The 16,642-nt window shown below is 64.6% G+C and carries 17 protein-coding genes and 1 pseudogene; 6 read left to right on the top strand and 12 right to left on the bottom strand.

Features of this window, described 5'->3' with window-relative positions; all coding sequences use genetic code 11:
* Nucleotides 1-890: 890 nt before the first annotated feature.
* The 3 genes and pseudogenes from IEY88_RS45100 to IEY88_RS16675 form a co-directional block, all read right to left on the bottom strand.
* A pseudogene (locus tag IEY88_RS45100) lies at nucleotides 891-1,193 on the bottom strand (tyrosine-type recombinase/integrase); the annotation flags it as partial.
* Nucleotides 1,194-1,226: 33 nt separating this feature from the next.
* Nucleotides 1,227-1,658 carry a tyrosine-type recombinase/integrase gene (locus tag IEY88_RS16680; RefSeq protein WP_189155672.1) on the bottom strand — a complete coding sequence of 144 codons (432 nt, stop codon included), beginning with the start codon at nucleotides 1,656-1,658 and terminating at the stop codon, nucleotides 1,227-1,229.
* Between the two features lie 49 nt (nucleotides 1,659-1,707).
* Nucleotides 1,708-2,055: a site-specific integrase gene (locus IEY88_RS16675; protein ID WP_189155671.1), complete on the bottom strand. Its 348-nt coding sequence runs from the start codon at nucleotides 2,053-2,055 to the stop codon at nucleotides 1,708-1,710.
* A gap of 800 nt (nucleotides 2,056-2,855) precedes the next feature.
* Here IEY88_RS16675 and IEY88_RS16670 point away from each other — a divergent pair.
* The gene (locus IEY88_RS16670; protein WP_189155670.1) at nucleotides 2,856-3,620 is read left to right on the top strand and encodes a DinB family protein; all 765 of its coding nucleotides are present in this window, start codon (nucleotides 2,856-2,858) and stop codon (nucleotides 3,618-3,620) included.
* Nucleotides 3,621-3,957: 337 nt separating this feature from the next.
* Here IEY88_RS16670 and IEY88_RS16665 read toward each other — a convergent pair whose 3' ends face one another.
* Nucleotides 3,958-5,499, bottom strand: a complete 1,542-nt coding sequence (locus tag IEY88_RS16665) for a CHAP domain-containing protein (protein WP_189155669.1) — start codon at nucleotides 5,497-5,499, stop codon at nucleotides 3,958-3,960.
* A gap of 422 nt (nucleotides 5,500-5,921) precedes the next feature.
* Between IEY88_RS16665 and IEY88_RS16660 the strand changes: the two genes are divergently transcribed.
* From IEY88_RS16660 to IEY88_RS16650, 3 genes are all read left to right on the top strand, one after another.
* Entirely contained in the window at nucleotides 5,922-7,319 is a 1,398-nt protein-coding gene (locus IEY88_RS16660) for an FG-GAP-like repeat-containing protein (protein WP_189155668.1), read from the top strand.
* Nucleotides 7,320-7,561: 242 nt separating this feature from the next.
* Complete coding sequence (locus IEY88_RS45280; RefSeq protein WP_189155667.1) at nucleotides 7,562-9,202, top strand: DUF8189 domain-containing protein; 1,641 nt, start codon at nucleotides 7,562-7,564, stop codon at nucleotides 9,200-9,202.
* Between the two features lie 635 nt (nucleotides 9,203-9,837).
* Nucleotides 9,838-10,155 carry a M23 family metallopeptidase gene (locus IEY88_RS16650; protein ID WP_229693449.1) on the top strand — a complete coding sequence of 106 codons (318 nt, stop codon included), beginning with the start codon at nucleotides 9,838-9,840 and terminating at the stop codon, nucleotides 10,153-10,155.
* Between the two features lie 62 nt (nucleotides 10,156-10,217).
* On the opposite strand, the gene IEY88_RS16645 is transcribed toward IEY88_RS16650, so the two are convergent.
* Nucleotides 10,218-10,901, bottom strand: a complete 684-nt coding sequence (locus IEY88_RS16645; protein WP_189155666.1) for a MarR family transcriptional regulator — start codon at nucleotides 10,899-10,901, stop codon at nucleotides 10,218-10,220.
* Nucleotides 10,902-11,138: 237 nt separating this feature from the next.
* Nucleotides 11,139-11,558: a hypothetical protein gene (locus tag IEY88_RS16640; RefSeq protein WP_189155665.1), complete on the bottom strand. Its 420-nt coding sequence runs from the start codon at nucleotides 11,556-11,558 to the stop codon at nucleotides 11,139-11,141.
* A gap of 161 nt (nucleotides 11,559-11,719) precedes the next feature.
* Between IEY88_RS16640 and IEY88_RS16635 the strand changes: the two genes are divergently transcribed.
* Nucleotides 11,720-12,187 (top strand): HIT family protein, encoded by a 468-nt coding sequence (locus IEY88_RS16635; protein ID WP_189155664.1) that lies wholly within the window; start codon nucleotides 11,720-11,722, stop codon nucleotides 12,185-12,187.
* A gap of 107 nt (nucleotides 12,188-12,294) precedes the next feature.
* Here the strand turns inward: IEY88_RS16635 and IEY88_RS45495 are convergent, their stop codons facing one another.
* Both IEY88_RS45495 and IEY88_RS16625 read right to left on the bottom strand, forming a co-directional pair.
* Complete coding sequence (locus tag IEY88_RS45495) at nucleotides 12,295-12,444, bottom strand: hypothetical protein (RefSeq protein ID WP_189155663.1); 150 nt, start codon at nucleotides 12,442-12,444, stop codon at nucleotides 12,295-12,297.
* A gap of 69 nt (nucleotides 12,445-12,513) precedes the next feature.
* Nucleotides 12,514-12,900: a hypothetical protein gene (locus IEY88_RS16625; protein ID WP_189155662.1), complete on the bottom strand. Its 387-nt coding sequence runs from the start codon at nucleotides 12,898-12,900 to the stop codon at nucleotides 12,514-12,516.
* Between the two features lie 845 nt (nucleotides 12,901-13,745).
* Between IEY88_RS16625 and IEY88_RS16620 the strand changes: the two genes are divergently transcribed.
* The gene (locus IEY88_RS16620) at nucleotides 13,746-14,318 is read left to right on the top strand and encodes a hypothetical protein (RefSeq protein WP_229693448.1); all 573 of its coding nucleotides are present in this window, start codon (nucleotides 13,746-13,748) and stop codon (nucleotides 14,316-14,318) included.
* A 243-nt stretch (nucleotides 14,319-14,561) separates the two neighbouring features.
* Here IEY88_RS16620 and IEY88_RS16615 read toward each other — a convergent pair whose 3' ends face one another.
* The 4 genes from IEY88_RS16615 to IEY88_RS16600 all read right to left on the bottom strand — a co-directional run bounded on the left by IEY88_RS16615 (nucleotide 14,562) and on the right by IEY88_RS16600 (nucleotide 16,594).
* On the bottom strand, nucleotides 14,562-15,098 hold the full coding sequence (locus IEY88_RS16615; protein ID WP_189155661.1) for a hypothetical protein: 537 nt from the start codon (nucleotides 15,096-15,098) through the stop codon (nucleotides 14,562-14,564).
* 92 nt (nucleotides 15,099-15,190) lie between these two features.
* Nucleotides 15,191-15,895 (bottom strand): hypothetical protein, encoded by a 705-nt coding sequence (locus IEY88_RS16610; protein ID WP_189155660.1) that lies wholly within the window; start codon nucleotides 15,893-15,895, stop codon nucleotides 15,191-15,193.
* 4 nt (nucleotides 15,896-15,899) lie between these two features.
* Entirely contained in the window at nucleotides 15,900-16,265 is a 366-nt protein-coding gene (locus IEY88_RS16605; protein ID WP_189155659.1) for a hypothetical protein, read from the bottom strand.
* Nucleotides 16,193-16,594 carry a hypothetical protein gene (locus IEY88_RS16600; RefSeq protein ID WP_189155658.1) on the bottom strand — a complete coding sequence of 134 codons (402 nt, stop codon included), beginning with the start codon at nucleotides 16,592-16,594 and terminating at the stop codon, nucleotides 16,193-16,195. Before IEY88_RS16600 ends, IEY88_RS16605 begins: the two co-directional genes overlap by 73 nt.
* Nucleotides 16,595-16,642: the final 48 nt, after the last annotated feature.

The raw sequence follows: 16,642 nt of genomic DNA, 5'->3' as shown, positions 1-16,642 counted from the left end.
CGGTTGGGGCAGAGGTCCACAAGGATTCGATCTAGTCGAATTGACGGTCGATACGGCGAAAAACGTGTCCGATGATCCCTACACACGCGAACAGGCCCGACGTTGAACCGATGAAGGTCATCCACCGGGGCCCAAGGGGTTGAAGTCGGGCGTTGCCGTTCCAGGGCATCAAGACCGATTGTCGGGTCAGCTTGCGTTCATGAAACTTGGGCGCACAACTGAGGCCTCTGCTCCAGTACACCTGAGAGGCCGTCATGGCCTGGACAGAGCAGATCCGCGTGCAGTCCTGGCGCGTCCACTACCGCACCCGCGACGGACACCGCCTCGATCTCAGGCTCGCGGAACCTGGCGCCGAGGCTCAGTTCGGACAAGCTCGAACGGCGGTTCAGCATCAAGTCAAGCAACCTGTCAGTCACAGACTGGTCAGCATGCGTTCGAAGGTGTCCAGGCTGGGGGCAACCGCCTCGTCCACCCTCGGTGGGGTGCGCACGCGATCACCCCAAACCAGAAATGTTCAACAGCGGTCAAACATCCACTTCTGTCGCCGAGCGTGCACGCCGACCACAGACGAGACAGAGTCATTAGCCTTGGGAGCACGGAGTGGGAGCAGATTGGGAGCAGCTCCGCGCACTCAACATGCCGGAACGGTCATCAATGGACCTGAATGGACCCCGCACCGACCTGCAGAAGTCTTGTTTCCGCAGGTCAGCGCGGTATTGGTGCCATAGTTCACACCGAAGAGGTCACTGGTTCGATCCCAGTATCGCCCACACAAACCGAAAGCCTCTGACCTGCACAGGTCGAGGGTTTTCGGGTTTTTTGCATACCGTGAGACCCCTGTCCTGAAGGTCTCGGTAGTAAAAGTGGTAGTAAACCGGCGTCGCCGCACGTCAGATCAGCCCTCTCGCTGAGGACGGCAGGAACAGACCAATCACTGCCTCGACAGCGTCGCGGTCGAGGTCCTCGATGTCCGCGGAGTAGGTGTCCAGGGTGAACGCCACGGTCGCGTGACCAAGCCGGGAGCTGACAATCTTCGGGTGCACACCGGTCCGGAGTGCGATCGCCGCGTATGTGTGGCGTATGTCATGAAATCGAATCTTCGACAGCCCAAGGAAATCGACGATCCGGTTGAACTCCTCGGTGATGATGTCTGGGTAGATCGGCCGACCGTCTTCCCAGCAGAACGCCAGACCGTGGTCCTGTGTAGGTGTCGCCCCACTCCTCTTTCACTCTCCAGTTGGCTGATCTCTCCGAGGGAGGCCCCGGCGCTGAGCATGGCGGTGGCCGCACTGCCGCAGCCGATGCGCGTGCACCACGCCCAGGCCGGCCCGGCGAGCGACTCTGGCCACCACGTTGGTTACCGTATTGCGGAACATGGGACCGGGCGGGGCCTTCGCGCAAACGAACACGTGCCGGGCATCGGTCTCGGGCCGCCAGCCGGTCAGATAGGACACGATCACCCGCCCGACATCGCTGGGCAGCGGCAGCCGCCCACAGCGCGGGTCCTTACCCCTGATGATCAATTCACCGCGGCGCCAATCGATGTCCTCGAGCCGCAGCGCGGCGATTTCGCCGATGCGCAGCCTCAGCCGCCACATCACGGTCATGATGGCCTGATCCCGTTGCCCTATCTCGATTTCCGGGTCGCCCGAGGCCAACAGCGCCCCGCACCTGATCTTCGGGCAGGGCCTTGGACAACCCGGTCAACTACCACCGGGCCACCGTCGGCACCGCGCTCGCCAGCCCCACCGGGATAACCCCGGTGACGTGCAGGTACGGCAACAGCGACCGCAACGCAGGCATCAGATGCGCCAGCGAACGGGGAGCCAGCCGCGCCTGCTCGACCACAAATGCGGTCACCTCGGCGGCGGTCAGCTGCTCCAGCCCACGTTGGCCGTCGTGCATCCGGCATTCCACAAATGGCCGAAGTGCGCGGGCATTCCGCTCGATCGACCGAGTAGCGAGGCCCCGCTCCGATGCCTCGTACTCGGCGTACCGGGTCAACAGCGCGTCAGCGGCGGTGACCACCGGGGTCGGCGGGTCGGCCAACGACACACCGATCGACTGCAGATACCGCAGAAGCGCCTCCCACGATCCGGCCTTTCAGTCCAGGAACCGCCCCACTGCACTCTGAGCCGAGATGAACGCGGCCACGGTTGCCGGGACGAACTCGGCGGAGTCGATTCCTGCTGTCTGTATCCACCGGCTCAGGCGGATCATGCGACGCTGATGTGTCCGCACTGTCGTCGGCGCATAACCGTTGTGCCCCAACCACTCGGCGAAACCCGCCGCGTACCACGCCAGCGGCCCAGAGATCTCCAACCGCGCCCGAGACCAGGTCATGATCTTTCTCCTGTCTGGATCTGGCATTGACCAGGCGGAGAAACCGGTGGCACGTGACGCGGATGATGCGGACCTCACTCGAATGGCTGCGCTGCCTACCAGCCCTAACCGACGCAAGATCGGTATAACCACATAGTTTTCATAAGACAGCGGCACGGCCGCAGAGCCATGGTCATCGGCGTCTCGGTCCAATTGGGCAGCCTGTTCACCCGCACGCCCGGTGCAGTGAGGCACGTGATCTCTACCGGTCAGCCTGGATCTGACCGGCGCGGCGAAAGGCAGCTCCAGAACGCTTCCCCAGTGTGGACGGGTGACTGGCTTGGTTGTCCGCCCGGTTGCAGGACCGTTGAGCGGGGACCGCCGGGATACGGGAGTTGATGTTCTTGCTGTGCGCCGAGGAGATGTGGTTCAGGACCTCGTCTCGATGTGCCGTCCTGCGCCGCGCCTCGAGTCGACGTTCAGGGCCGTCGCCGAACGTGGCGCGGACGGGACGGATGGGCCAGACTGCTTCGATGGTTTCCGAATACGTTCAGAGCGACCAATTTCGCGGTGCTCGTATCCACCTATGCGATCTCGCGGGCCTTGAGATCCGCGATTGCGGGGTGGACGGTCTGAAGATCGTTGACTGCTACGGCAGCGACGTCTACCTCGGTGGCTTCTTCGAGCGCCTTGTCGTCAACGACGTCGACGTGACCGCCTACGTCGAGGCTGAGCTCGACCGCCGGCACCCCGCGCGGATGCTGGCGCGGGACGCGGCGTCCCCGGAGGACTACCGGGCTGCCTGGGACGCCATCGAGACCCTGTGGGACGCGACGCTCGACCGGGCGAGGCTGTTGCCCGAGGCCACATTGCACGAGCAGGTCGACGGTGAGTGGTCGCTGGTCGAGACACAACGGCATCTGCTGTTCGCCTGCGATGCCTGGCTCGGCAATGCCGTGCTCGAGGAGGAAGCGCCCTACCATCCGTTGGGCTTGCCCGCCGGGGGGACGCCACCCGACGCTGCGGCGGGGCTCGGACTCACCCTTGACGCCGTCCCGACGCTCGATGAGGTGCTCGCGCCGCGGCTCGCCCGCATGGCCGCGATGCGGCGTGTCGTCGACGGGCTCACTGCGACGGAGCTTGACCGGGCGTGCGGTCGCAAGCCAGCGGACATGTATCCCGACCAGGAGTACGTCGTGCGCCGCTGCCTCAAGGTAGTGCTGAAGGAAGAAGCCGAGCACCACCGTTACGCGGTGCGCGACCTCGCAGTGCTCGAAGGTGTGTCTGAACCGCAGTAGTCGCCGAGCGATTCCCGGCCAAGTGGCGACGCGGAAGCAGCCGCTTGCGTCCGTGCCGGGCGGCGGATTCGAGGCCATTATGGGTCTCTCGCGCGATCGCGGCTGGTCGCAGTTGCGGAACCACGGCAGCAGCACCACCAACGCCAGGAAGTTCGACTCGCCCTGCGACCGGCCTCGAGCCACTCAATGATGGGCAAGAAGATCACTCTGCACGTGCTGCGGCACTCGACCGTGATTTCGACTCCTGCACGCAGGCGTCGACGTCACTGTCATCGCCCTCTGGCTCGCCCACGAAGTGTTGCCACCACACAAACCTACGTCCACGCCGACCTCGAGCTCAAAGGACGCGCTCTGGCCCGCACTGACCCCGATCACCGCCGTCCCAGGCCGTTACCAGCCCATTGCCACCAGTTCCCACTCGACGGCAGTAGGACACGCTGCCGTCGTTGTTGGTGAGCCAGGCTCGGTCTGAGCCGTAGCCCCAATCACCACGTCCAGAGGTCACGGATGTCCACCCGTTCGGCGTCAGCACCGTGCACACCAGCACCTGCCACTCCTGACCACCCGCACGACCGCACAACGCCGGCCCGTCCTTCGTGGCGAGGTAGGTGCGGTTGTCGGGATAGCCGACGTCGACCTGTGGTGATGTGGAGCTCGTCCACATCGTGCCGTCGAACCGGTCGCAACGCACCTGACCGCCATCGCCGACCCTGGCGCAATACGACACCGTGCCGTCGCGATTCACCAGCCACGACCTGTCAGCCGGGTAGCCCCAGCCGCCGCCGCCCGAATACACCGATCTCCAGCCGGTCGAGGTGAGCACCGTGCAGACGAGCACCTGGTAGTTGTCCCCACCAGCGCGACCGCACAGCACCGGGCCGTCCTTGGTGGCGAGCACCGCGCGGTCCTCCGGGTAGCCGACGTCCACGTTGGGTGACGTGGAGCTCGTCCACGTGACACCGTCGAACCGGTCGCACATGATCTGGCCGCCCGCGCCGACGCGGCGGCAGTACGACACGGTCCCGTCGCGGTTGGGCAGCCATCTCCGATCAGCGAGGTATTCCCAGTCGCCGTGCCCTGTCGACACGGACGACCAGCCGGTCGAGGTATGCATGGTGCAGACGAGCGCTTGGTAGTGCTGCCCGCCAGCGCGGCCGCACTGCGCTGGACCGTCCTTTGTGGGCAGATAAGCTCGGTCCGCGGCCTCGAAGTTGGTGGAGATCCGCTTGACCGTTCCTGGCGAAATGCCCGCCGAGTTCCGTGCGACGACGGTGTAGTTGTATGACTGGCCCAGTAACACGTGCGCGTCGAGGTGGGTGGTGCCACCCACGGTCGCGACGAGCAGGCCATCGCGATATACCTGGTAGTCGGCTGTGCCTGCCGACGCACCCCAGGACAGGTTCACTCGCGACCCGTGCGTGAGTACGGTGATCGCGCCGGGCGCGGCTGGACCGGCGAGCGGCGCGTCAGGCAGGTCGGCTATGTGCAGGGACGCCTGAGGCCACTCGCCGGACCGCATGAGCGTGCGGGTTCCGAACCTTCCGGTGTTGCTGCCGTTGTACTCGTGGACGACAACGGTGTTCCCGCCGTCGCGCACCTCGGCGACGATCGCGTGTCCATACCCGCCGCCGTGGCTGGCTCCCCACCAGGCGACAGCGCCACGCTTCGGCATGTTGTCGACCGGTTTGCCCCGGTTGATCGCTCCTTGCCGCCAGTCCTTGGCGTGATCGCTGTTACCTGACTGGATGCTGCTCCAGTTGCATCGGATGTCGGTGGTCGTCCCGCCGAGCTGCCGGTTGAGCGTCCGTGCGGCGTAGTCGGTGCAGTTGCGGTAGTTGAAGTTCAGGGTGAGAGCTGGTTCATAGCCGCGTTGGGCCACGGGTAGACGTCGCCCAGTGCCTGTGCCGAGGCTGGGATCAGCAACGCGGCGAGGAACGCGATCACTCCCGCCATCCCGAACAGGCGTCTTCGATGTCGGTAGTCGCTGCTGTCGGTCTGTCTGCCGTGGATCTGTTGATCGACCCATGCAGGATCTATCGGCTCATTGGAATCGATTGTGACAGAACACTTTTATGCCTGAGCGGGTGGAAAATTCCTATATGGACGGTTATTGATGCATCCGCGATCGGCCCCGTGCACGCATTCGAGGACATTGGGGTGAGCATTGAGGACATGCAGCCACCGTGCGTCTGCGTATAGGACTTTCCGCTGAGCGTTCCGTGTGGTTGCAGGCGGATTGGCTAACTGCGAGACATAACCGCGCGACAGACCACAGGCCACTCCGCGACAAAGGAGTCAATCGTGTCGATCTTGGCCTCCCTGCGAAGACGTTTCGTGCTGCTAGCCATCCTGGTACTGCTCGCCGGGCTGGTTGCACCCGTCGCCTCGGCCGTGTCCGCCACCCTCTGCACCGGGTACGCGGGATGCGCGAGCACCGGCCGCGGCGACGGCGGCTACGGCGCGAATAGCGGTACCAGGTACTGGGGCATGGAGCCCGGTCATAACTGCACGAACTACGCGGCGTACCGGCTCCAACGCAACGGCGCCAACGCAAGTTACCTGCAGGGCCACGGCATGGCCTATCAGTGGGGATCTCGGGCCGCGCAGTACGGCGTGCCGGTGAACTCGACGCCCGCGGTCGGTGCCATCGCCTGGTGGGCCGCAAACTCCGGTGGCTCGGGCTCTACGGGACACGTCGCCTATGTCGAGGAGGTTGGCCCCGGCTACATCGTGGTGTCCGAGGACAACTGGGGCGGCAACTTCCACTGGAAGAAGATGACGCCGGGCGGTTACTACCCGACCGGATTCATCCATTTCAAGGACATGGGCCAGCGGGACGTCACCGGCGACGGCCGCGCCGACCTCGTTGCCGTTAGCACCGGGCCCACCGGTTCCGGTCGCACCGAGGCACACGTCCTCGATGCAGCCACCGGGTACTCGACGTGGTACTCGCACTGGGCGACAGCTGCCGGGTACAGCGACGGTCCCAACGACAGGCACCTGCTCGGCGACGTCAACGGTGATGGGAAGCCGGATCTGGTCATCGTCGGTACCGGGCCGACAGGTTCAGGCCGGACCGAGGCGCACGTCCTCGACGGCGCGACCAACTATTCGACCTGGCTGGCTCATTGGACGACCGCCGCCGGGTACAGCAACGGTCCCAACGACAGACACCTCCTCGGTGACGTCAACGGCGATGGCCGCGCCGACCTCGTCATCGTCGGCACCGGACCAACCGGGTCGGGCCGCACCGAAGCGCACGTCCTCGACGCCGCGACCGGATATTCCACTTGGTACGCACACTGGGCGACCGCATCGGGATACACCGATGGCCCCAACGGCAGGCACCTTCTCGGTGATGTGAACGGCGACGGCCGTGCGGATCTCGTGATCGTGGGAGTTGGCTCCACCGGTTCAGGCCGGCTCGAAGCGCATGTTCTCGACGCCGCCACCGGCTACTCGACCTGGTACGCACACTGGGCAACCACAGCCGGCTACGCCGCGCCATCGGACAGGTTCGTGCTAGGCGACGTCAACGGAGACAGCCGCGCCGATCTGGTCGTCGTCAGCACCGGACCTACAGGGTCGGGCAGGCTGGAAGCGCACGTCCTCGACAGCGCGACGGGCTACTCGACGTGGTGGGCGCACTGGGCGACCCTTGCCGGCTACGCCGGACCGTCTGACCGGTTCGTCATGTAGCGAAGCGTCCGGGCATTACGCCCACTCAGACAGGCAAGCGCGACACCTGCCGGACACCACCGCCGTCGCGCCGCTCCATCACGGCAGTGGTCCAGCCGCGCCAATGGCCACTGGTCGGCTCACCGAGTGTCGCCTTGCAAGACCTTCGTTTGAGCGGTCCACGTGATCCAGCACGACCGCGCTAACCGGCGCGGAGCGCTCCTCGACATACCACCCTCACCACCGCCAAGGAGGAACCGTTCATGCGCATCCATCTCACCTTGCGAAGACGGCTAGCGCCCCTGGTCGCCCTGATACTGGGTGTAGCGCTCGTTGCGCCCGCCGCATCGGCAGCGTCGACAACGTTGTGCAGTGGGTATGCGGGATGTGCCAACGCCGGACGCGGCAACGGCGACTACAGCGCGAACAGCGGCACGTCGTACTGGGGCATGTACGCCGGCCACAACTGCACCAACTACGCCGCCTACCGCCTCGTCCGCAATGGCGCCGATGCCAGCTACCTACGCGGCCACGGGATGGCTTACGAGTGGGGATCCCAGGCACAAGCCCATGGTGTTACCGTCAACTCGACTCCAGCGGTGGGTGCAATTGCGTGGTGGGCGGCCAACTCTGGCGGTTCAGGCTCGACTGGGCACGTGGCCTACGTCGAGGAAGTCGGCTCGGGTTACATCCTCGCGTCCGAGGACAACTGGGGCGGCGACTTCCACTGGAAGAAGATGACGCCGGGCGGCTATTACCCGACCGGGTTCATCCACTTCAAGGACGTAGCGTCGGCTCCGAACAACCCGCCGCCCGCGCAGCCGTCGCCGCGTCGCAGCAGCAGCGTAGTGTTCGGCCCGAGCAGCTACCTGGAGGTGTACGGCCGAGGGCCCACGGATGATCTGGTGCACAAGTGGTTCGTTCCCGGCGCCGGGTGGCAACCGTCCGCGTTCGGCGACTTCGAGCACCTCGGCACCGGGCTCGGCGGTGAGCCGACCGCGATCCGGCGCCCCAACGGGATTCTCGATGTCTTCGCCCGCGGCACCAACGGAGATCTGCTGCACAAGTGGCTCACTCCCGGCGTCGGCTGGCAACCGTCGCCCTACGGGGACTTCGAACGCCTCGGCACCGGGCTCGGCGGCGATCCGATCGCCATCATCGGTCCCAACGGGACTCTCGACGTCTTCGCCCGCGGCATCAACGGGGATCTCCTGCACAAGTGGATGGTCGACGGTGTCGGATGGGGGCCATCGCCGTACGGCGACTTTGAACGGCTGGCCGGCGGCCTGGGTGGTGATCCGGTTGCGCTCGTGCAAACCAATGGTCAGCTGGACGTCTTCGCGCGCGGCACGAACGGTGATTTGCTCCACAAGTGGATGGTGGACGGTGCGGGCTGGCAGCCGTCGCCGTTTGGGGACTTCGAGCGGCTCGGTGGCGGCCTGGCCAGCGACGTGTCCGTGACTCAGCTGGCGAACGGTCAGCTGCATGTGTTCGGTCGAGGACCTGCGGGCGATCTGATGCACAAGTGGCTCGTCAGCGGCGTCGGCTGGCAGCCGTCTCCCTTCGGTGACTTTGAACGGCTTGGTGGCGGCTTGGCGAGTGAACCGGTTGTGCTCCAGCAGGCCAACGGGCAGCTCGACATCTTCGGCCGCGGTAGCGCGAACGATCTCTGGCACAAGTGGTTCGTGTCCGGTGTCGGCTGGCAACCTTCAGCCTTCGGTGAACCTGAACGTCTCGGCACTGGCCTGGCCAGCGAGCCTTCGCTGATCCAGCAAGCCAACGGCCAGCTCGACATCTTCGGGCAGGGCACGGGAGGCGACCTCGTGCACAAGTGGGTCGTGCCGGGGGTCGGCTGGCAACCGTCGCCGTTTGGCGACTTCGAACATCTCGGTTCCGGCTACTAGGTCCGTCGCGGTGGTTCCGGTACAGCGGCCAAGCCGCTGGCCGGTGCCACCGCATGCCGTGCTCACGGTTCGGTGGGTCGACGGTGCTCAGGAGTTGGGCGGGCGGCATCAGGTGTGAAGCGCGTGTCGAAGTCCCATATGACCGACCACGTTCCTCCGAGAATTTCGGCCAGAGCGTCCTCGATGACGGCGGCGTTTCGGTCCTCGCCGAGTCAATTTGCGATCGCGCCAGCCCGAACTCGGATCACGATCGTCTGTCCTCCTATCGCGTGCGCTTAAGCAGATTCCAGCATCATTTCGATCGTCCGGCTCCGTGCCCGCACAGCCGTCATGATGTCTGGCCATAAGGCAAGTACGGTGCGTAGGTCGACGACGCATTCGTGGCTCTGTTGTTCAGCAGGTCCGCGCTGCCGCGCATAGTCCATGAGCTCCGCTGCGATCTCGCCCTCGGCGAGCTTCCATCCCCTGGCCTGTCGCATCATTCGATGCCATCGCGAATGACACATGGGACACAGCCACGCTTTGGGCCACTGTTCCGCTTCGGAGTAGCCGAAGAAGATGACGAGGGGCGCCCAGCGGTGTCTGCGCCGGCAGATCGAACATGTAGCCACAAGCGTGCAGACCTTCGTCGGCGAATGACGACCGCTCGCGCACCCATCGGCACCACCATCGTCGCAGTCGGCGACGGCCTGGTGATCGACGCCGGAGCTGCCAGCGGATACGGCCTCTGGATCCGCATCCAACACTCCCACGGAACCATCAGCACCTACGGACACAACAACCGCAACCACGTCCATACAGGACAGACCGTCCTCGCGGGCCAACCCATCGGCGAAGCCGGCAACCGAGGCCAATCCACCGGACCTCACCTGCATTTCCAGATCGAAGTCCGCGGCCAAACCATCGACCCCGTCACCTTCTACCGCAAGAACGGCATCGAGCTCTGCAGCTGAACCAATCGAACCGTCTGCAGATGCATACGTACTTCACGCTCGGGCAATCTGTCGTGCAGTGCTCATGCGCCATCGCATTCCATCTGTCCCGACTCGTCTATGTACCAGACTTCGATGCGCACTTGGTGGAGCACGCCGTGACGCTCAGCGTGGAGGTTCCGGTACCGCTGCTTGTTCGGAAACGCCATAACGACGCGATCATCTGCATGCGCCTCACGCAACCTCAACGCACTGCTGAGCGCGCCAGCGAACCAATGACTCGCCTGCAGGCTCGGTCGCGTTGGCTTCGTCTCGTGAGCACGCTTGGGGTCCGCGTACTCGGCGGACGGCCAACCTTTGACCTCGATGTGCAGAACCGACCCCTGCCAAAACGCAACGACATCAGTGCCACGTTGCCGCGCCGCGGTATCGACCTGGGATCGAATCGCGGCTCCACGCGCCTCCAGCCATCCCACAACGGCCTCCTGGACCGCACCTTCCCAGGGCCACGCCTTGGGCGAGGTGGCAGGCACCGGCACCGGCTCACGAGGAACCTGCTGGATGCCGTCGCGTAGCCGATTGAGGATGGGACGGTCGGCGCCGTCTCGCGCGATCAGGCCTTCCACGGCCAGCTGGCGACAGATCTGGTTGACGGTTTGATGCGTTGCGCGAGGATGCAACCGGACAAGTTCTCGCACGATCTCGGCATCAGTCATTCCGGCTGGAGATTTTGCCAGGATGCGAAGGACATCCGCCCGCTGCGTCACGCACCGAGTCCACCACGTTCACCGGTCTGGGTCCAGCATCCTTGCTGCACACAAAGAGGACGCAACTGCCAGCTGACGTGCGAAAACGTTGATGCTACCGCTGCTCCGCCGAGGAGCCTGCCGCCTGTCGGTGGCCAGTCGGATCCCCCGCAGGCGGCCACTTTGCAGGGAGGCTATCTGGCCGCGATGTCAGTGCGGTGCGTGACGACAATCGGAGCATGAGAGGTTGCGGGTTTTTCAGTCCCAGTAGTTGAAGAGCGCTTCGCCGAGGGTGCCGGGCCGCCAGTGCGTGATGTCGTTTGACGAGATATGGGGCCAAGTCGTGGCGTCGAACGGGCCGTTCAGCTCGGACGGGGTGCGCACCTGAGACCCCGGCAGCAGCGCGGCCAGTACAGCCACCAACTCAGGGGCGTCGACAAACGTCAGCGGGCCCGACTCCCCGACGCCGTCGACAAAGTCGATGGTCCGGGGCTCTGCGAGGGCCAGCACCGCTGAGTCGCGCGTGCAGGCGACGGCGACCGTACGCTCGCGGTAGGCGATAAGCCCCTGGTGGAAGTTGGGTGTCACGTCGCCGGCAAGGCGGAACTCGATCACATTGCCGCCAGTGCGGCGCGCAGCTTCGTAACAGGCGTTCCGGAAGTTGCGGACGTCCGTCATCCGGTGAAGATACCCGCGCCCGGTGGCTCTCGGTGCCCGGACGCGGCGAGTCAGCCGAGGCCGGACACACGATCACTGCAGCCAGCCACGTCGTGACCGTGCGTTCAGACCTGAGAGAAACTCGCTCGCGTCGCCCAGGACGCAGCTGCAACGCTTTGCACGTGAATGACCAGAGGCCAGAGAAATGCGTCTTCTGCGCCATTGTCGCCGGAGAGGCCGAGGCGAGCGTGGCGTACGCAGATGATCGAGTCGTTGCGTTCATGGACCTCGGCGCGGTGACGCCGGGGCACGTCCTCATAGTGCCACGTCTGCATGCCATCGGGCTGGAAGACCTGGACGAGGAGACGAGCACACACGTCTGGAGGATCGGCCACCGCGTCGGCCGCGCCCTTCGACGCTCTGGCCTGCGCTGCGAGGGCGTCAACGTGTTCCTCGCCGACGGAGAAGCCGCCTTCCAGGAGATCTTCCACTTCCATCTGCACGTCTTTCCGCGCTTCCGCGGCGACAGCTTCCGCATCGACGCAGACTGGGCCACCCGTGCTCGCCATTTGCTCGACGAAGAAGCTAGTGCCGTTCGCCAGGGGCTATCACTCACGTCGGTCTCGCCATCTCATCCACCCACATGGTGAACGCCCCCGAACCCGGCGCCGTTGTGCGCACCGATCCGATCGGGCGCAACCTTGCCGCTACGCGTCCCTCATCTCGAACTGCGTGAGGCAGTCCTGAGGCCAAGCCTCTATTCTGGGCATGCGGCCAGAAACGCCTTACCGTTGTCGGTATACGGCTCCTCGACTCTCGTGACCGGGAATCGTGACCTCGCCTCAGTCAGCAGCCGCCGCGCGATCCCCTGGCGCTGCCATGCCGCCGCAGTCCAGATATGGCCCACTGACTCATAGGAGCCGTCGTCGTCGCGGTCGTACAGGATTACGAAGTCGACGATGTAGCCGCTGTAGAGTCACGGTTCGTCGCCACCGACAGCGCGTGTCGGAGCCAGCATCAGCAGCGACACGCCCGCCTCTCCTGGCGGGAAGTCCCACCTGCACGCTCGCTTGTAGACCAATGCAGCACAATCAAGAGCGCTACCTGCCCAGCGACCGGCCGGACCTTCATATGTGGTCGCGTTGAGGTCGGCGCCGAAGTCGTGTGGGCCATCGTCCAGATCAAGGCCAGCGATGATCGGCTGCCAGTCGCCGTCCTGACGCAGTCCTTGCGGTGAGACGCGCGAGCCCAACTGCGCCACGGTCACGAGGTCTGCGAGTTCGACCGCGGTTCTGTCAGCACGTTCAAAAATGACGCTCTTTCCTCGGTATCGACGATTTTTTTCCAGGAAAGAGGGATTCAAGAGCCTTGTACGCTTTCCGATACGCAGCCTCGATCTTCGGCGCATCCGGGAATTTGTAGTCGCTCATCAGGTTTTGCCACTCTCCCCGTGCACGCCGACGCCGTTGCCGATGTCAGCGCACTGCTTCGAAGACCAGGCCGCCGACACACCAAACGCTTCGCGGCGTTACCGGTCGGCATCAAGAAGCAGCGGAGGTGCGCACGGCCGAGCCTGTGCGGAGCCGACAGTGCCGCTCCAAGCAGGTCGATCACCAGTGAGCCTTCGGAATCCGCGTTGCGCAGAGTCTGTAGTTGATGTCGCCGAATCTGATCTCGTTGTGAAAAGTGGATGTCATGCCAGCCTCCTGACTCGGTTCGGTTGGCGCGATCCTTGGCCATTTCCCATACATGCCTTGGGATTCGAGCTGTGATCGCGTGTCCACATGTATAGATGTTTCGTCGGCGCACCGTTGTCAATGAGCGCTGTGCGATGCAACAGCGGATGAACCCGTGTGGGGACCGAAGCGACACGGACCAAGCGGCCTGGCGTCGCAGATCGACAACCATCCACACCAGACGGATGCCTTGGTCCGCAACCGCTTGACTTCAGGGACCGAAGGAAGCGTCCATAGTCGTGTAGCCCGAACACTCCGGCAGCGCACCGGGGGCCACAACCCGCTCCAGCCGGGGCATGACCACATCATTGCGATCACGTACACGAATCGAGGGACGTCATGCCCAGCAAGACCCGTACACCCCCGCACCACTGCTAACACGACGGGATCCGCCACGACGCTGCGGTCGGTTCCCGACCAGACCGTTGCCGCGAACCTCCGCACGGACACCGAAGACAAGCTCTGGAAGGCGTTGCACGCCAACCCGAACAGCACCGCCGCCGACCTGTCACTGTTGGCGCAGATCGGAAAGTCAACCGCACCGAAGATCCTCGCGAAATGGGCATCGGATGGCGCCGTCACCCGTACCCCTGGGATCGCCGAGGGTGGTCGGCGTGCTGCCGACCTGTGGGTCATCACCGATTTCGGCAGCATCACGGTTGCTGAGGAAGACAGCGTCGACCTCACAGACACGGCAGCTGACGAGGCACAGGATCCGATCAACTCCGTAGCGATCGACGCTGTTGAGGCAGAACCTGTCGTCGCCGAGGTGAGCGCTCCTGAAGCCGTCGATGGCGGTCGCAGCACGACGACGGAACGTGTGGCGAAGTTGATCAAACAGATGACCGCGCGGCTGGCAGCCAGTGCATTGCTCGGAATGGTCGAGGACTACCTGCATGACCACCCCGGCGAGGAGTTCGGTCCTGCCGCGATCGCGAAGGCCCTGGACGGGAAGTCATCGGGCGCGGTGAGCAACGCACTGACAAGCTGGTCGCGAACGGTACAGCCGCGCAGACCAACGACAAGCCGAAGCGTTTCGCCCTAGCTCTGACGGAACGGACGGCGATTCCGGTCCCGATCAGTTAGCCCGCGTCTGTGTCAGGTCATGCCGTGTCCCAACGGGAATCGCCCGTCGGGACACGGCATTTCCGCTTGCCTGCGGGTGTGACGTGCTTGGCTGGCGTCGAGAGAACCGTTGGCAATTCAAGCGCTCGTTTGCTTCACACCAGGTAGATCGCCGTGGCAGAGGAGTCGATGGCCGTGGTCTCGGTTGGAGTCTTCGCGGCGCTTACTGCGTCTGGACTGCGTTGTAGAACGACTTCGCGAGTTCACGTAGCGGCCCTCGGCACTCCTGTGACCTCGGCGCCGGTTTGTCGGCGGGCTTGTACTCAAGATGCAGCACGGCGTTCTGATCGAGGATCATCAGGGTGCAGCTGCCGTTGTCCTTCGGTGTCAGCCACTTCGCCTTCTCGCCGACCTGCACGTCCTCGGCAGTGCCGTCGTCGGCCGGGTCGGAGCCCGGCTTGGAGGGCGCGTCGTAGGCTTCGCGCGCCTTGAGCGCGCCTCGGCCGGCACTGGCCGGATACGAGATGTCACCAACGTCGTCTCGCCAGGCCGACACTTGCAAGTTCACCCGCGGCCAGTCGGGTATGCGCTGGAACTCGCGACCGGTGAGCATGTCGGACGCTGAAGGCTTCTCGTTGCCTGACCGCAACGGCGGCAGGCCCGTCACCTTGTCCGTTACCTGCCGACAGGTTGGGAGTGCTGTGTACTTGGCCTGCACGAGCGTGGACGGTGTGGTGGACGTCGGCGGCGCGATCGACATGCTTTCCGGCCTGCCGATCACCGTGCCGTCAGCGGTGCACGCCGTCACACTCAACGCGAACACAACCGCACCCACGATCCCTGCGGATCGGTTCACTGCGCCCCCAGCCCTTTCCACAAGTCCTCTTCCGGATCCTCCTGGGCACGCGAACGACGCCGGGGCGGGCTCACCGGGGCCGTACCTCGATCTGAGGTGAGCCCGGCATCGCCGAACACCTCCCACAGGTCCTGCTGCAGTTGTCCGACGCCAGCCTGCGAGATCGCAGCGGTGTTCGCCGTCAGGCCGACCAATGCTCCGTTGCGGATCTGCAGTGTCACAAGGCCATACGGGCTGCGTAAAGCCGTCACCTCGTGTGACACCCTGTCCGCGTTCTCGCAGGCTTCGCGCAACTGCCGGCCGATGGTAGACTGCTCTTCCCTGATCTGAGCCAGCCACGTGTCCATGTCGGGCATGCTGGACCAGCTCTGAAAGCTGACCGGCTCGGGATCCTCGCGGCGATCCCGACGCGCTTGGCGCTCGACCGTGGCGGCGATGCGCACCGCGTCGAGGTAGGTCATCATCAGTGCCTGCCCGAACTCTGCGACGGGCAGCCGTGACTGCCAGCTGCTGCTCACGTCGAACCGCAGCACTTTTCCGTTCGGGTCCACGATGACCCACAGCGACCTTGAGGCGTCGCTCGCCTTGTAGGCGTCGGCCGGCGCGGAGGGAAGCTCCGGAGGTGGCGACATTCTGGTCGCGGCGATCGGCGGTAGGTGAAGCTCGGCCAGCTTCAGGCTGCTCAGTTCCTTGTCCAGCATGTTCTCAGGTCACCGCCTGGGGCCATGCTTCGTTGGGAAACGCTCCGTTGCTGGTGCGCGTGCTGAGCATGTCTCGCATGAATCCGACGGTGTTGGTGTAGTACTCCACGCTGTCACCGAAGACCGTCACAGCGGATGCGACCAGTTCCCCACAGATCTCGGCGGCGTCGCCGATCGCTTCCAGCGCACCGATGATCGTGCCCGCGGAGGTCAGCGCCGAGACGGCTTTGGCGACGAAGTTGCCGATCCTGTCCGCGTAGGTGTTGAGCAGCTTGATGTTCGTCTGGGCGACCTGCGTCAGCCACTTGCTGCCTTCTGCTGCCGGGCAAGCACCTGCGAGTTGTAGTACGTGGCAGCGGGACCGGTCCACTGGCCGAAGCTCTTGTTCTCGCTCTGGTCTCCCGCTCGCGCGGCGATGTCCGAGACGGGCTTCTGCATCACGGTGAGCCAGTCGAAGCTGGCCTGGATCAACCCGATGATCGGGGCGTGGTGCTTCAGAAAGCCCAGCATCACCCTGGCGAACTTGTCCACGTAGTCACGCAGATTGTTCAGCGCTCGCTCGAGCCCGCCGAAGAAGTCCGGCGCCACGTAGATGAGCGGGTTGGTGTTGATGTTGTGGACACCCTTGTTGAAGTTGTCGATGAGAAGGTTCACCGCCTCACCCGCCAGGCGGAACGAGTCGTTCAACGCTTCGATCAACGCCGGATAGTGAGACGCTTCAGGACTGCTCATATCCCCCGGTTCCCC

Source organism: Lentzea pudingi (genome assembly GCF_014646255.1).
Taxonomy (GTDB): Bacteria; Actinomycetota; Actinomycetes; order Mycobacteriales; family Pseudonocardiaceae; genus Lentzea; species Lentzea pudingi.
The sequence above is the reverse complement of the archived record's forward strand: the minus strand, read 5'-3'. Positions and strand labels throughout refer to the sequence as shown.

Excerpts from the sequence above, each read along its gene's own strand:
- IEY88_RS45280 (WP_189155667.1), top strand. The coding sequence starts at position 7,562 with ATGCGCATCCATCTCACCTTGCGAAGACGGCTAGCGCCCCTGGTCGCC.
- IEY88_RS16650 (WP_229693449.1), top strand. The coding sequence starts at position 9,838 with ATGACGACCGCTCGCGCACCCATCGGCACCACCATCGTCGCAGTCGGC.
- IEY88_RS16640 (WP_189155665.1), bottom strand. The coding sequence starts at position 11,558 with ATGACGGACGTCCGCAACTTCCGGAACGCCTGTTACGAAGCTGCGCGC.
- IEY88_RS16670 (WP_189155670.1), top strand. The coding sequence starts at position 2,856 with ATGGTTTCCGAATACGTTCAGAGCGACCAATTTCGCGGTGCTCGTATC.
- IEY88_RS16610 (WP_189155660.1), bottom strand. The coding sequence starts at position 15,895 with ATGCTGGACAAGGAACTGAGCAGCCTGAAGCTGGCCGAGCTTCACCTA.
- IEY88_RS16615 (WP_189155661.1), bottom strand. The coding sequence starts at position 15,098 with ATGTCGATCGCGCCGCCGACGTCCACCACACCGTCCACGCTCGTGCAG.